14 protein-coding genes are annotated in these 15,288 nt (G+C 66.4%); 9 read left to right on the top strand and 5 right to left on the bottom strand.

Annotation, left to right across the window (positions count from 1 at the left end; translation table 11 throughout):
* The first annotated feature begins 1 nt into the window (after position 1).
* The 8 genes from gcvT (at position 2) to purU (ending at position 8,979) form a co-directional block, all read left to right on the top strand.
* Complete coding sequence (gene gcvT / locus SMD14_RS17415) at positions 2-1,123, top strand: glycine cleavage system aminomethyltransferase GcvT (protein ID WP_321214464.1); 1,122 nt, start codon at positions 2-4, stop codon at positions 1,121-1,123.
* 196 nt (positions 1,124-1,319) lie between these two features.
* Positions 1,320-1,703 carry a glycine cleavage system protein GcvH gene (gcvH, locus tag SMD14_RS17410; RefSeq protein ID WP_157240929.1) on the top strand — a complete coding sequence of 128 codons (384 nt, stop codon included), beginning with the start codon at positions 1,320-1,322 and terminating at the stop codon, positions 1,701-1,703.
* Entirely contained in the window at positions 1,700-3,034 is a 1,335-nt protein-coding gene (glyA, locus tag SMD14_RS17405) for a serine hydroxymethyltransferase (RefSeq protein ID WP_321214463.1), read from the top strand. The genes gcvH and glyA overlap by 4 nt, the downstream gene beginning before the upstream one ends.
* Before the next feature lie 164 nt (positions 3,035-3,198).
* Positions 3,199-4,638: an L-serine ammonia-lyase gene (locus SMD14_RS17400; RefSeq protein WP_321214462.1), complete on the top strand. Its 1,440-nt coding sequence runs from the start codon at positions 3,199-3,201 to the stop codon at positions 4,636-4,638.
* 24 nt (positions 4,639-4,662) lie between these two features.
* Positions 4,663-5,682 carry a lipoyl synthase gene (lipA, locus tag SMD14_RS17395; protein WP_157240933.1) on the top strand — a complete coding sequence of 340 codons (1,020 nt, stop codon included), beginning with the start codon at positions 4,663-4,665 and terminating at the stop codon, positions 5,680-5,682.
* Positions 5,683-5,736: 54 nt separating this feature from the next.
* A complete protein-coding gene (locus SMD14_RS17390) occupies positions 5,737-6,588 on the top strand; it encodes a methylenetetrahydrofolate reductase (RefSeq protein WP_321214461.1) in 852 nt (283 codons plus the stop codon).
* Entirely contained in the window at positions 6,578-8,044 is a 1,467-nt protein-coding gene (gene cycA, locus SMD14_RS17385) for a D-serine/D-alanine/glycine transporter (protein ID WP_321214460.1), read from the top strand. Before SMD14_RS17390 ends, cycA begins: the two co-directional genes overlap by 11 nt.
* Positions 8,041-8,979, top strand: coding sequence for a formyltetrahydrofolate deformylase (gene purU, locus SMD14_RS17380; RefSeq protein WP_321214459.1), 939 nt, complete (start codon positions 8,041-8,043; stop codon positions 8,977-8,979). Before cycA ends, purU begins: the two co-directional genes overlap by 4 nt.
* 287 nt (positions 8,980-9,266) lie before the next feature.
* On the opposite strand, the gene SMD14_RS17375 is transcribed toward purU, so the two are convergent.
* From SMD14_RS17375 to SMD14_RS17355, 5 genes are all read right to left on the bottom strand, one after another.
* A complete protein-coding gene (locus SMD14_RS17375; protein ID WP_157240941.1) occupies positions 9,267-9,434 on the bottom strand; it encodes a hypothetical protein in 168 nt (55 codons plus the stop codon).
* A 200-nt stretch (positions 9,435-9,634) separates the two neighbouring features.
* Positions 9,635-10,057, bottom strand: a complete 423-nt coding sequence (locus SMD14_RS17370; protein WP_104999110.1) for a universal stress protein — start codon at positions 10,055-10,057, stop codon at positions 9,635-9,637.
* A 233-nt stretch (positions 10,058-10,290) separates the two neighbouring features.
* Entirely contained in the window at positions 10,291-11,895 is a 1,605-nt protein-coding gene (locus SMD14_RS17365) for an HNH endonuclease (RefSeq protein WP_321214458.1), read from the bottom strand.
* Positions 11,896-11,981: 86 nt separating this feature from the next.
* Positions 11,982-13,748: a DUF5671 domain-containing protein gene (locus SMD14_RS17360; protein WP_157240945.1), complete on the bottom strand. Its 1,767-nt coding sequence runs from the start codon at positions 13,746-13,748 to the stop codon at positions 11,982-11,984.
* The gene (locus SMD14_RS17355; protein ID WP_157240947.1) at positions 13,745-14,209 is read right to left on the bottom strand and encodes a hypothetical protein; all 465 of its coding nucleotides are present in this window, start codon (positions 14,207-14,209) and stop codon (positions 13,745-13,747) included. The genes SMD14_RS17360 and SMD14_RS17355 overlap by 4 nt, the downstream gene beginning before the upstream one ends.
* Positions 14,210-14,393: 184 nt before the next feature.
* Between SMD14_RS17355 and SMD14_RS17350 the strand changes: the two genes are divergently transcribed.
* Positions 14,394-15,254, top strand: coding sequence for a phosphatidylinositol-specific phospholipase C/glycerophosphodiester phosphodiesterase family protein (locus tag SMD14_RS17350; protein WP_321214457.1), 861 nt, complete (start codon positions 14,394-14,396; stop codon positions 15,252-15,254).
* Positions 15,255-15,288: the final 34 nt, after the last annotated feature.

Genomic DNA, 15,288 nt, shown 5'->3' with positions numbered 1-15,288 from the left:
GATGACTGAGAACTACACCGCGCTCTATGAGCAGCACAAGATTGCCGGCGCATCCTTCACCGACTTCGGCGGCTGGCAGATGCCCCTGAAGTACAACTCCGAGCTGGCCGAACACCACGCTGTCCGCAACGCCGCCGGACTGTTCGACCTCTCCCACATGGGCGAAGTGTGGGTTACCGGCCCGGACGCCGCAGCCTTCCTGGACTACGCCCTGGCCGGCAAGCTGTCCGCGGTTGCCGTGGGCAAGGCCAAGTACTCGCTTATCTGCCAGGAAGACGGCGGCATCATCGACGACCTCATTTCCTACCGGCGGAGTGAAGACAAGTACCTTGTGGTGCCCAACGCCGGCAACGCTGCGGTGGTTGCCGCAGCGCTGGCCGAGCGGGCTGCCGGCTTCGACGTCACCGTAAACGACGTTTCCGCCGAGACCTCCCTCATCGCGGTGCAGGGACCGAACGCCGAGGCCATCCTGCTGACGCTCGTTCCTGCGGATCAACACTCCCTGGTGACGGAGCTGAAGTATTACGCGGCCGTCGAGGTGGAAATTAACGGGCAGGACCTGCTGCTGGCCCGCACCGGGTACACCGGCGAGGACGGCTTCGAGATCTACATCCCCAATGAGGACGCCGCCGGCCTGTGGGACGCGCTGCTGGAAGTTGGCGCCGGCCACGGGCTCATCCCCGCAGGCCTGGCCTGCCGCGACTCGCTCCGCCTCGAAGCGGGCATGCCGCTCTACGGCAACGAGCTCTCCCGCGAAGGCAACCCCTACGCAGCCGGCCTGGGCCCCGTGGTTTCGCTGGCCAAGGAATCCGACTTCGTGGGCAAGGCCGTGCTCGCCGAACTCAAAGCACTCGGCGCAGGCTCCACGTCCGGCCGCAAGCTCGTGGGACTCAAGGGCCTGGGCCGCCGCGCCGGCCGCAGCCACTACCCGGTCCTCAAGGACGGCAACGTGGTGGGCGAGGTGACCTCCGGCCAGCCTTCACCCACCCTCGGGTACCCGATCGCGATGGCCTACGTCGACGTCGAACACTCAGAACCCGGCACTGCCCTGGACATCGACCTCCGCGGCAAGCCGGAGCCCTTCGAAGTAGTAGCACTCCCGTTCTACAAGCGCGCCAAGTAACTCCGGGTTCCGGCGGGGCTGACATCCTCTGCATGCTGCTCCTTCGTCGCTTTGACGCATGCTGCCGGATGCCAGCCTCGCCGACCCTCGACGCTCTCTCACTTAATGCGGGTTTTGGGCCAACGCTCTCTCACCTAATGCGGGTTTTGGGCCGACGCTCTCTCACTTTCTCAAACACGAACCTAAGGAAAAACACATGGCAAAAGTTGCTGCTGAACTGAAGTACTCCGCCGAGCACGAATGGGTTGCTGCTGACGGATCCGGGCCCACCGGCGTCGGAATCTCGGCTGTGGCTGCCGAAGCCCTCGGCGACATCGTGTACGTGGACCTCCCCGAGGTTGGCTCCACCGTGACCGCGGGGGAGACCTGCGGCGAGGTGGAGTCCACCAAGTCCGTCTCCGACCTCTACGCTCCCGTCACCGGCGAAGTTGTCGAGATCAACGACGAAGTGGTCTCCGACCCCGCCCTGATCAACAACGATCCCTACGGCGCCGGCTGGCTCTTCAAGGTGGCCGTCACCGAAGAAGGCCCGCTGATGTCCGCTGAGGAATACGCGGCAGCCAACGGCGGCGAACTGTGAGCAGCGCGGCAGCAGGCACCGGTACAGTGACGGCCTTCGAGCAGGTGGTTTCGCCGAGTCTCGACGCGGACCTCTCCACCCTGGACCCGGAGATCGCCGCGAAGATCGACGACGAACTCACCCGCCAGCGCGACGGCCTGGAGATGATCGCCTCCGAGAACCACACCGCCGTGGCCGTCATGCAGGCGCAGGGCTCGGTGCTGACCAACAAGTACGCCGAGGGCTACCCGGGCAAGCGCTACTACGGCGGCTGCGAACACGTGGACGTCATCGAACAGCTCGCCATCGACCGGATCAAGGCGCTCTTCGGCGCGGGGTTCGCCAACGTGCAGCCGCACTCCGGCGCCCAGGCCAATGCCTCGGTGATGCACGCGCTGATCAAGCCGGGCGACACCATCATGGGCCTGAACCTTGCCCACGGCGGGCACCTCACCCACGGCATGAAGATCAACTTCTCCGGCAAGCTCTACAACGTGGTCCCCTACGGCGTCCGCGAGGACACCCACACAGTGGACATGGCCGAGGTGGAGCGCCTGGCCCAGGAGACCAGGCCGGCGCTGATCGTGGCCGGCTGGTCCGCCTACGCCCGGCAGCTGGACTTCGCCGAGTTCCGCCGCATCGCTGATTCCGTGGGCGCCTACCTCATGGTGGACATGGCGCACTTCGCCGGGCTCGTGGCCGCCGGCCTGCACCCGTCGCCGGTGCCCCACGCGCACGTGACCACGTCCACCACGCACAAGACCCTCGCCGGTCCGCGCGGCGGCATCATCCTGACGAACGACGCCGACACCGCCAAGAAGATCAACTCGGCTGTGTTCCCCGGACAGCAGGGCGGACCGCTGGAGCACGTGATTGCGGGCAAGGCCGTGGCGTTCAAGATCGCCGCGTCCGCCGAGTTCAAGGAGCGCCAGCAGCGCGTCCTTGCCGGCGCCCGGATCCTCGCCGAGCGCCTGGTCCAGCCGGACGTCACGGCCAAGGGCATCAGCGTGGTCTCCGGCGGCACCGATGTGCACCTGGTCCTGGTCGACCTGCGCAACTGCGAGCTCGACGGGCAGCAGGCCGAGGACCGCCTCGCGGCCATCGACATCACGGTCAACCGCAACGCCGTCCCCTTCGACCCGCGGCCACCGATGGTGACCTCCGGCCTCCGGATCGGCACGCCTGCGCTGGCAACGCGCGGGTTCGGCGAGGACGCCTTCCGCGAGGTCGCGGACATCATCGCCGAGGCATTGACGGCCGACGCCGACGCCGACCTTTCGGGGCTGCGTCACCGCGTCGACGTCCTGGCTTCGGCGCACCCGCTCTACCCGGGCGTCGCACCACTGTCCTGACCTCGGTTGCGTCCGCGACGGCGGACCGGACTTTTCACGCGTGCTGGCTCGTTCCTCGCCTCTGACGCACGCTTCCGAAAAGCCCGGCTCCGCCGGCCCCTCCTGCCCACGTCGCCTTAGCGACGCTCCACCCACCCATTACACGTCTCGTTAGGAATCCCACCATGGCTGTTGGCGTTTTTGATCTGTTTTCGATTGGGATCGGACCTTCGAGTTCTCATACTGTGGGGCCGATGCGGGCTGCTGCTGTTTTTGCTGAGGAGCTGAAGGCTTCGGGGGTGCTGGCGGGGGTGGCGTCGTTGCGGGTGGATTTGTATGGGTCGTTGGCGGCGACGGGCCATGGGCATGGGACGATGACGGCCATTTTGTTGGGTTTGGAGGGGTTCCATCCGGAGCTGATTTTGCCGGAGGAGGTGGAGGAGCGGCTGGCGGCGATCGCGGAGACGGGGTTGCTGCAGCTGGCCGGTGCGGTGGCGTTGCCGTATGGGGTGAAGGATATGGTGCTGCGGCCGTTGACTGTCCTGCCGCGGCACACGAACGGGATGACGTTCACGGTCTCCGACGCGTCGGGCGAGGTTTTGCATGCGGCGACGTTCTTTTCGGTGGGCGGCGGGTTCATTGTCCGTGAGGGCGAGGAGGACGCGGCCCAGCTGGAGCTGGAGGAGTCGAAGAAGGAGCTGCCGTTGCCGTTCCGGACCGCGGCGGAGTTGCTGGAGCATTGCCGGGAGACCGGGCTGGGCATCAGTGATGTGATGCGGGTGAACGAGGAGGACAGCCGCACGCCGGGGGAGATCCGGGCGGGCCTGCTGCATATCTATTCGGTGATGGAGGGGTGTGTGGCCGCGTCCTTGAAGCGTGAGGGGGTGCTGCCGGGCGGGTTGAAGGTCCGCCGCCGGGCCCCGGACTGGTATGACCGGCTGCGGAAGGAAAGCTCCCGGCCGGCCGGGTCCGAGGACGAAGGCGACGGGGCCGGGGAGTTTCATGATCCGAAGTATTGGCAGGAGTGGGTTAATTTGATCGCCCTGGCGGTCAATGAGGAGAACGCGTCGGGCGGGCGGGTGGTCACGGCGCCGACGAACGGGGCGGCGGGGATCATCCCGGCGGTGCTGTATTACGCGCTGCATTTCGCGCCGGGGATGGAGAACGCGTCCCGGGTGGACCGGGAGGATGTGGTGGTGAAGTTCCTGCTCGCCGCGGGTGCGGTGGGGGTTCTGTACAAGGAGCAGGCGTCGATTTCGGGGGCTGAGGTGGGCTGCCAGGGCGAGGTGGGGTCGGCGTCGTCGATGGCCGCCGCCGGTCTGGCGGAGGTGATGGGCGGGACTCCGGCGCAGGTGGAGAACGCGGCGGAGATCGCGATGGAGCACAACCTGGGCCTGACCTGTGATCCGATCGGGGGCCTGGTGCAGGTGCCCTGCATTGAACGGAACGCGATCGCGGCGGCGAAGGCGATCAACGCGGCGAAGATGGCGCTCTGGGGCGACGGTTCGCACCGGGTTTCGCTGGACGAGGTCATCGTGACCATGCGGGAGACCGGCAAGGACATGAGCTCCAAATACAAGGAAACGGCCATGGGCGGCCTCGCCGTCAACGTCGTCGAATGCTAGTCGAATGCAAAAGGAAGAACACTAATGACATTGGCACCTGAAGGCCGGAAGCTTTTGCGCGTTGAACAGCGCAACTCGGCTGTCCCGGTGGAGCGGAAGCCGGACTGGATCAAGGCCAAGGTCCAGATGGGCCCGGAGTTCGTCCAGCTCAAGAACCTGGTCAAGAAGGAAGGCCTGCACACGGTGTGTGAGGAGGCCGGCTGCCCCAACATCTTTGAGTGCTGGGAGGACAAGGAAGCCACGTTCCTGATCGGCGGGTCCGAGTGCACCCGGCGGTGTGACTTCTGCCAGATCGATACCGGCAAGCCCTCCCCGGTGGACAGGTTCGAACCCACCAAGGTGGCCCGCTCCGTGCAGGCCATGCAGCTGCGCTACGCCACCGTCACCGGGGTGGCCCGTGACGACCTCGAGGACGAGGGCGTGTGGCTGTACGCCGAGACGGTCCGCAAGATCCACGAACTGAACCCCGGCACCGGGGTGGAGCTGCTGATCCCGGACTTCTCCGGCAAACCCGAACACATCGAAGCGATCTGCGACTCCAGGCCCGAGGTCTTCGCGCACAACGTGGAGACGGTGCCGAGGATTTTCAAGCGGATCCGGCCCGCGTTCCGTTATGAGCGGTCCCTGGACGTGATCACGCAGGGCCGGAACCTGGGCATGGTGACCAAGTCCAACCTGATCCTGGGCATGGGCGAAACCCGGGAAGAGATCTCCGAGGCGCTGCGGGACCTGCACGAGGCCGGCTGCGACCTGATCACCATCACCCAGTACCTGCGCCCGTCCGAGCGGCACCTGCCGGTGGACCGCTGGGTCAAGCCGCAGGAATTCGTGGACCTCCAGGACGAGGCCAACGAGATCGGCTTCCTGGGCGTCATGTCCGGGCCGCTGGTCCGTTCCTCCTACCGCGCCGGCCGGCTCTGGGCCACCGCGATGCGGAAGAAGGGCCGGGACATCCCCGCCGAACTCGCCCACATCGCCGACGGCATCCAGGACTCCGGCACCACCCGCCAGGAAGCCAGCTCACTGCTCGCCGCCACGGCCTGATGCGGGACCTGCCCAAGGCTGAAGCTTTCCATAACTGATGACCAGACAGGACCAATGATGTTCCCCATCAGAATCGAAATCATCCCTTCCGAAGGAATCGTTGAGCAGGTCCAGGCCCTGGTGCCCCGGAGCACCACGCTCAGCGTCACCTGCCTGCCGCACCACGGCATCGAACGGACCATGCGCACCGCGGTGGAGGCGGCCGACCTCGGTTATACCGTGGTCCCGCACCTGGCTGCGCGGAGCATCCGCAGCCGCGCCGAGCTCACCGAGATCATCCGGGGCTGCAACGCCGCCGGCATCGGCGAGGTGTTCGTCATCGGCGGCGACCGGAAACAGCCGGCAGGCACGTACGACTCCGCCCTTCCGGTACTGGAAGACATCGCCCAGTACACCGGCGGGACCATGCGGGCCGGAGTTGCCGGCTATCCCGAGGGCCATCCGGTGGCCAGCCCCCTGGACCTACTGGACGGCTTGCTGGCCAAGCAGGACCTGGCCTCGCACGTGGTCACCCAAATGTGCTTCGACCCGGAAAGAATCCATGACTACGCGGCACTTTTGCGCCGCGAAGGCGTACGCCTGCCCGTCTGGGCGGGCGTGGCGGGGTCCGTCCCGCGGACGAAACTGGTGGCACTCGCCACGCAGATCGGCGTCGGAAGTTCCCTGAAATTCCTCAGCCGCAAGGGCCCGCTGGCCCGCAAACTCCTGAGCGGGGACCGCTACTCGCCGGACAGCCTGATCACCGGGCTGGCAACACAGCCGGGCAACATTGCCGGCATCCACCTTTACAGCTTCAACAGCCTTGCTTCGGCGCCGGACTATGGCGTCCACCCAACGCCGGAACAGGCATCCCCTTCCGCAGCACTCCACCCAGTATTGATTCGAGGAGCAGCACGTGACCACTAAATCCACTACTTCCCACCAGGAGCCGCATCTCGAGCGGCAACTCACCAACAGGCACATCCAGCTGATCGCCATTGGCGGCGCCATCGGCACCGGCCTGTTCATGGGCTCCGGCAAGACCATCTCCGCGGCCGGGCCGTCCGTCATCTTCGTCTACATGATCATCGGCTTCATGCTGTTCTTCGTCATGCGGGCCATGGGCGAACTGCTGCTGAGCAACCTGAACTACAAATCCTTCAGCGACTTCGCCGCGGACCTCCTCGGCCCCTGGGCGGGTTTTTTCACCGGCTGGACCTACTGGTTCTGCTGGGTGATCACCGGAATCGCGGACGTCATCGCGATCGCCGGCTACTCCAAGGAGCTCTGGCCGGGGCTGCCGCTCTGGATCCCGGGCCTGGCCACCGTGGCCATCCTGCTGCTCCTGAACCTCGTCACCGTGAAGGCGTTCGGCGAGACCGAGTTCTGGTTTGCCCTGATCAAGATCATCGCCATCGCGGCGCTGATCATCGTGGGCATGTTCATGATCTTCACGGGCTTCCAGTCCGACGCCGGCCCTGCCACCTTCACGAACCTGTGGAGCCACGGCGGCATGTTCCCGAACGAGTTCATGGGTTTCGTGGCCGGCTTCCAGATTGCGGTGTTCGCGTTTGTGGGCATTGAACTGGTGGGCACCACGGCAGCCGAGGCCAAGGACCCGGAGAAGAACCTGCCCAAGGCCATCAACTCCATCCCCATCCGCGTGCTGCTCTTCTACGTTGGCGCCCTCATCGTCCTGATGTCCGTCACCCCGTGGACCCAGTTCCAGGCAGGCCAGAGCCCGTTCATCGCCATGTTCTCCCTGGCCGGCCTCGGCGCTGCAGCCACCGTGGTGAACCTGGTGGTGCTCAGCTCCGCCATGTCCTCCGCCAACTCCGGCATCTACTCCACCTCCCGCATGGTGTACGGGCTGGCCCAGGAGGGCGACGCGCCCTCGGCGTTCGGTGCCCTGTCACGCCGCAAGGTCCCGCAGAACGCGCTGTTCCTCTCCTGCGTCCTGCTGCTCTCCGGGGTGGTGCTGATGTACGCAGGCCAGGACATCGGCAAGGCCTTCGACATGGTGACCACCGTGTCCGCCGTCTGCTTCGTGTTCGTCTGGTCCATCATCCTGGCCAGCTACCTGGCGTTCCGCCGCCGCCGCCCGCACCTGCATGAGGCATCGAAGTACCGGATGCCCGGCGGCGTGCCGATGGTCTGGGTGGTCTTCGCGTTCTTCGCCTTTGTCCTGTGGGCCCTGACCACGCAGCCGGACACGCTCCTGGCGCTGCTGGCCACACCGCTGTGGTTCGTCATCCTCGGCGTTGCCTGGCTGGCCATCCGCCGCCGCCCGGCCCACTTGGCCAGGTACGCGGAGTTCCAGGCAGATCTTGCCCGGGAAGCGGAAACGTCCAAGGCCCGGGAACTCGAGAAGGTGCAGAAATGAGCACGGCCACCACGCTCACCCCCAACATTCCCGCAGCCGCCCCTGCACACGATGCCGCGGACCCGGCCGCCGCCGTCGAACATGTCCTGACGGTTGACTGCGTTGAATCACCCGGGATTGTCCACGCGATCTCCGCGTTCCTGCTGGAGCAGGGGTGCGACATCATCGACATCAAGCAGTACGGTGACAAGGCACAGGGGCACTTCTTCATGCGCGTGCACTTCTCCTCCGGGTCTTCGGCCGCCCGGCAGCCCGCCGGCACTGAAGAGCTTCGCAGCGGCTTCGCCCAGGTTGCGGAGAAGTGGCAGATGAACTGGCAGCTCGAACCGCACGGCCGGAAACGCCGGGTGCTGGTGATGGTGTCCAAGATGGGGCACTGCCTCAACGACCTGCTGTTCCGGGCGCGGACGGGCGATATCCCGGTGGAGATCGTGGCCGTCGTCTCCAACCACCGCGACCAGGAGGGCCTGGTCCAGTGGCACGGCATCCCGTTCTTCCACGTACCGGTCACCAAGGACACCAAGGCCGACGCCGAGGCCCGGCTCCTGGAGCTCGTGGACGCGTTAGACGTGGAACTGGTGGTCCTGGCCCGCTACATGCAGGTCCTGAGCGACGACCTTTCAGCCAAGCTGGCGGGGAAAACCATCAACATCCACCACTCGTTCCTGCCCAGCTTCAAAGGCGCGAAGCCCTACCACCAGGCGTATGAGCGCGGCGTCAAGACCGTGGGCGCCACCGCCCACTACGTCAATGCAGAACTGGACGAGGGCCCGATCATCTCGCAGCAGGTCATCGAGGTGGACCACACGTACACTGCCGATGACCTGGTGGCCGTGGGCCGGGACGCCGAGTGCGTGGCGCTGCGGAACGCCGTTCGCTGGCACTGCGAGGGCCGGATCCTGCTGCTGGGCAACCGCACCGTCGTCCTGCGGTAGGGGAGTTCCTCCGCCGAAACAGGCCAAGGCGGAAGGCTGACGGAAGCGGACGACGGCGGGACCTCCCGCCGTCGTCCGCTTTCCTTTGGCAGGGGGATCGGTGGTTGACCTGCCCGCCCGCAAACGGCAACGATGGGTATGGCGGACTTCGGTGCGGGCCGGAAACGGCGGATAACAACCTGGATTAGTGCGCTGGCCGTGTTGGGCGCATGGCTTTCGAAGTCATACCGGTGATTCAGGTGGCCCGCACTTTTCGAGCTGTGGGGCCCGGGTCCTGCTGGAGGTTGCTAGGGCCAGTCGGCAAGGCGGAACTGTAGGGGCTGCCTGATTCCGATCAGGAGTTCGCCCGTCCATTCGGCCACACTGCGCTGGCGGTCATCGGGCGGGTCTGGAATCAGGGGCTGCCGGGGGTCCTCAAACGCGTTGTCCCCTGGAGTGTCATTTGAGCTTTTCATGGTTTCCCTTTGGTGTGCCTGTGAAGCAACCCTAGGCAGGCAGCCATACCAGGGGAAGGGGGTTTATCTAGCGACAAGATAAACTTCGCAAATCTTGAGGAAAGCTCCCTTAAAGCAAACGGGCGACGGGCGGGAGGTCCCGTCGTCGCCCGTTTGCTGGCCGCTGGTCCCGGTACCTTGGCTGGCCCCGGCGGTGTTGCCTAGTCTTCGTACGTGTTGGCGATGTAGACATCGCAGGGGGCGTTGTGCGCCACACTGTTGGCCACGCTGCCCAGGAGACGGCCGATGCCGCGCATCCTCCGGTTGCCCACCACGATCAGCCGGGCGTCCAGGCGCATGGCTTCCTTGATGAGGGAATCGGCGGGTTTTCCGCGGGCGGCGAAGTGGGTGACCTCCACCCCCGGCCGCGTGTCGGCCAGTGACTTCGCGACGTTTTCGGAGGCATCGGAGTTCCAGACCCTCACCTCGTCCGAGCCGACGCCGAAGGTCTCGGAACGGTCGACGTCGAATGCGGTCACCACGTGAAGCGAAGCTCCCAACGCCTTTGCAAGGTCCAGCGCCTTCTCGGCGGCCTTCAATGCCGAGGGGCTGCCGTCCACCCCTACTACCACTACTCCACTCATGCTTGGCTCCTTTGCTCGTGTACTTCCAGCGTTCACTGCCCAGTCTAGGGAAGTTCGGGCTGACGCCCCCATGCCAATTTGCGGATGGCACGCGCGACTTGTTGGTTCAGGGGACGCTAGGGCCCGGCACAGCCGAACACTTTGCCAAAGAACGCCCCCGGCACGTCCGCGGCCGCTTGGGTTTCCGCTTCGGACGCAGGCCGCTGCAGGGCAGGTCTCCGCCCGGCGGCAGGTCAGGGACGGGCATGCAAGAACTTGTCTATTGCATCTTCCGCTGGGGACTGGCCGATGTAAGCAATTTCCGGAGGGCAACAAGGTGGGCCACCGCGCACAGCCTGCAGTTGAGCCGGGTTCCCTGGCCACTGTGGTGGTTCCCAGTCGTGGTGTTCGGGCTTGTAGTGGCGGCCGGTGGGTGAGGTCCAGCCGGGTGGCTGGGTTTTGGTGCCGGGGGTGGGTTTCCAGCGGCTGTTGTGTTTGAGGCGGTGGTGTTTGGGGCAGAGTTGGGCCAGGTTGCTGATTCCGGTGGTTCCGCCGTGGTGCCAGGCCTGGAGGTGGTCTGCCTCGTTGTCCGAAGTCCGGTTGTTGCAGCCGGGGAAGGTGCATTTTCCGTCGCGGAGGCGGAGTGCTTGTTTCATGGCTTTGGTGAGGCGGTAGCTGGTGCGGCCGATTTCCAGTGGTGCACCGTCGCGCGGGTCCACCAGGACGCGGTGGAACGAGGTGGCGCCGTCGGCGATGAGTTTGCGGGCCGTGGAGGCGGGGATGGGCCCGTAGCCGTCCAGCATTGCGGGTTCATCGGTGAGACCGAGGAGTGAGAACACCGGGACGGTGACCAGGACGTCCGCCTTGGGCGCCGGGACCTTGCCCAGGCGCGCAGCGTCCCCTTCTGCCGGGGCCGCGTTTGCGTGCGCAGCGTCCTCGTGTGCTGTGTCCCTGGTGCTGCGCGTGTCCGATGTGCTGAGAAGCAGGGCTGCGGCGGTGTCGGGGCGGAGTTGGGTGAGGGTGCGGGATTCGTTGGGGCCCTGGAGTCCGCGGGCGAGGGCGGTGGTGCGGTTCCAGATGGCGGATGCGGTGTCACCGCGGAGGTACAGCGAGAGCCAGGCCATGCCGTCGCGGTCCGGGGAATATTCCATCCGCCGGTCCGCTGCTGCCTTGGCGTGGCGCTTTTCGAGGGATTCGGGGTGGTGGCGTTCGCGCCAGGCCCGCACCTTTGCCCGGAACCGGGACGGGACCAGGTCACCGGGTGCGGCTCCGCGGGCCGGGTGGGGCGCGTCCGCGTCCAGGAAATGGGCGGCCATGGCGGCGGCGCCCGCGGGGCCGAGGCTGTGGGTTTCGTCGGCGAGGATTTTGGCGTGCTGCCAGGAGATGGTCCCGGCGGACAGGGCGTCCAGGGCCAGCGGGAGGGAGCGCAGCTGCCGGGCCTGGGTGATGAGTGCCCCGGCGGCCGGGGAGCTTACGGTCAGGACGCCGGCGATTTCCTCGATAATGGACATTTCCTGGAAGGACCTGTCCTGCAGGGAGGCGTTCGGCGGGATCATGGCGTGCTGGAGTTCGAGGATCTCCGCCGCGTCCCGGGCCTTGGCCGCGGCCAGTTGTGCTTCCAGCCGCGCTACAACCGCCAGGCGCTCCAGCCGGTTATCGATCTTCCGCTGCAGGACATCCACAACAGGGTCCGGGGCAGCAGGAACAGCAGGACCAAAATCAGCAGCAGGACTGGAACCAGCAGGACCAACATCCAGCCGGGCTTCCTCGAGGAACAGGGCGTCAAGGGCGCCAACAGAGGCACGAATGCCTTCCATCACCACTGCAGCCCCCGCGTTAGTCCCCGCGCCGTTTCCCATACCTATATCGTCGCGGGAGGGTCTGACATTTTTCTGCGCGTGCGTTGTTAAGCAGGCGCCAACGTGGGCAGCCGCTCTCAGAACAGCTAGCGCCGGGAACCCGCATTGGCCAGCGGGATGACCTCCAGCCGCGCCGCGGGGCCCAGGATTACCAGGACGTGCCGGGACGCGACGCCTTCCAACGCCGCAGCGATGCGCGGAATGACGTCGCTGGCCGGAGTCGAAGTTTCAGCCGCAGCAGAATCACCCGCAGCAATGTCACCCGCCGCGGTACCAGCCCCGCCGGAGGCCGGACCTGACGCCGGAAGGGCGGAGCCGCCGTCGTCCGCCCGCAGCCATAAGGTGACCCTGGCGCCGCCGGTGGCTTCAGCGATGCCCGCTGCCAAAGCCTCCGCGTCCGCCTGGGGCGCAGTGACAACCGTGACTGCGTCGACGGTGCGTTTCCTGGCGGGCCGCGCGGCGGCGAGGAGGGCACGGTCGTGCCGCCACAGCGCGAAGTGATAACCCGCTACCAGTCCGGCGGCCACCAGGAGCCCGAACGGTGCACGGATGCGGTCAAGGAGGCTGCCGCCGGTGACGTCCCCGAGCAGGAATTCGAAGAGCCGGTAGCCGATCACCAGGAGCGTGATGAGTGCAACCACCGCGCTGACTCCAAAGAATGCGATGAGGTAGACGCGGCGTCCGGGCGGAATGTCCTCGGCAGCCCGCGGCTGCTTCAGGGGCTTCCACGCCAGCCACCAGACAGGCCCGCCCACCACGAGGGAACTGAGACCGCCAAGCAGCAGGGTCCGCGTGGCCCCTCCCGCCAGCGGCGACACTGCCGCAGCCAGCAGCGCGTTGACCACAACGCCCACCCCGGACGCGGCGGCAGCGAGGGCCACGGCCGACGTGACCAGCAGGCTTGCCCGCATGGTGCCGGGGGAACGGCGGATCGAGGCCGTGCGGTGATACCGCCACACCAGCGCCCCCACGAGCGCCGCGGCAATGGCCGGGGCCAATGGCTCAAGCAGTTCGTTCATGGGATTGTTCCGGTCGAACGCCAGGCGCAGGAGCACAAACAGGACCACGCCCGCGCCGCCAAGGGCCGTGATGCCGGCAGCAAAGATCCCGACGGCGATCATGATGACGTCAACGAGGCCCGTCTGGAAGCGGCGCCCGCCCTCCCTGAACCAGTGCCACCACCACACGATGGCTCCGCCGGCCGCCCACACCAGCGAACGGAGCACGGAGTACCACCAGGGTTCAACGGTGACGGTCAGCGGGAAGCCGCGGATTGCGACGTCCAGGAGCCCGCCGAGGGCTGCGATCCCGGCGCCGGCACCGAGCAGCAGGCCGAACACGGACCCGACGACGGCACGCACGTCCTCGAGGTGCACCGTGGGTTTCTTCGGGTGCTTCCACATCCAGCGGTGCCAGGCCCAGATGGCCGCCCAAACAATGGTGTTGGCCAGCGTGGGCGCCCAGTCGTTGCCCCGCTGTCCGATGAATGACGTGGCCAGCCCCAGGAAGGAGGTGGTGAAGATGATGAGCGAGACGCCGTACATGGCGGTGATGTAGAGGCCCCACCCGGCTGAGGTGCGTTCCGCCTCGTCGTCGAGCCGCCGCCAGACAAACCACCACAGAAGCAGGGCGAGCGGGCCGCCAATCAGGGTGAATGCAAGCGACCGGGCAAGCCCGGCCACGTCCGTGGAGGCCAGGACTGCCCCCGATGTGAACAGGCGTTCCAGCAGTCCGCTGAGGCCGGACGCCGCGATCAGCACCAAGGCGAAGAGCAGGGCGTACTGGATCAGACGGCGCAGGGTGGTCTGGGCGTGTCCCGCCGTCGGGGCCGTCAGCTGCGCGGGGGAAGTCATGGCTTCACCGGCGTTCCCGAGCAGGCCATCAGCATGTAGGGGGCCTGGCTGATCTTCCAGTTCCCGTCCTCCTTGACCAGGGTGAAGATGTCCTCCATCTCGTACTCGGAGGGGCCGAAGGGGCCGTCCTGGTACGAGTTGACCATGGAGACCTTCACGGTGGCGGACTGGTCCCGCTCCGTCGTCGACACCAGGACAACCCGCGCGGGGCGGGGCTCGCCGGAGAAGGAGCCTCGGCAAACCGTCCGGGCAGAATCGGTGAGGTAGGTCTCTGCGGTGGCGATATCGCCGTCGATCACCGCCGTGCTGTACCGCTGGACAACGCCGGCCGGGCTGGCTTCATCCAGCGGCGCGGGGTCGCCGCGGGAAAACACCACGGCAAGGGCCACCACCACCAGCACGCCGATGATGCCAAGCAGCACGAGGATGATCCGGTCCGGTTTTCGCGCTGCATCGGTCATGGCGCCAGTATGCCGTTTTTGGGCTGGTTCCGCTGGTGTCTTTAGGCCCGACTCTTCCTGTTCACTTTTCCGCAACCGTGGGGTCCTCGGGTGTTATTGCGCGCCAACAATCCTTGTCACGCACACACTGCCCCATCCCAACAGCCGGGCAGTGAATCCCCGCAGCTGTATCAAGGAGAACTCCGTGTTCGTGAAAAGCGCCGTCACCGCCCTCGTTGCCCTGGCTTCCCTGACAGGGACTGCCGCAGCCCCCGCGGCCATTGCCCAGTCTTCCAGCCCTTCACCGGTCCTGGGTCAGCCGCTGGCCGCCGCCCATGCCCACAATGACTATGAGCATGAGCGGCCGCTGTTCGATGCGCTGGAGCACGGCTTCACCAGTGTTGAAGCCGACGTCTGGCTGGTGGACGGTGAACTGCTGGTGGCGCACGACCTCGAGGATGTGAAGGCCGGCGTCACGCTCGAAAGCCTCTACCTTGACCCGCTGGAAGACCTGGTCCGCGGCCAGGAGGGCCACAGCGTGTACCCGGGGTGGGACGGCAGCCTGCAGCTCCTCATCGACATCAAGAGCGAAGGCGAAGCCACCTACGCCGCCGTCGAACAGGAGCTCGCCGAGCACCGCGACATCATGAGCCGCTACAGCGAGGGCAAAACCAAGACCGGCCCGGTCACCGCAGTGATCAGCGGAAACCGTCCCCTGGCCACCATGCAGGCGCAGGACCAGAGGTTCGGATTCTATGACGGCCGCGCCGCCGACCTCACCTCCGGCATGCCGGCCGAGCTCATGCCCCTGGTCAGCAACAACTGGACCAAGCTCTTCACCTGGCAGGGCGTGGGACCCATGCCGGAGGCCGAACGCGCCAAGCTGCACGCCTACGTTGCCGAAGCCCACTCCAACGGCTACCGCGTCCGCTTCTGGGCCACCCCGGACCAGGCCGGCCCGGCCCGGGACGCCATGTGGAACGAGCTTGTCGACGCCGGAGTGGACCACATCAACACGGACGACCTCGCGGGGCTGCAGCAGTTCCTGACGGCCCGCACGCAGTAACCACCCCGAGCCAGCAGACAGGAAACACCGTGGC

Origin of the sequence: Pseudarthrobacter oxydans (genome assembly GCF_034258515.1) — a bacterium.
Lineage (GTDB): Bacteria > Actinomycetota > Actinomycetes > Actinomycetales > Micrococcaceae > Arthrobacter.
This window is presented reverse-complemented; position numbering and strand designations above follow the sequence as displayed.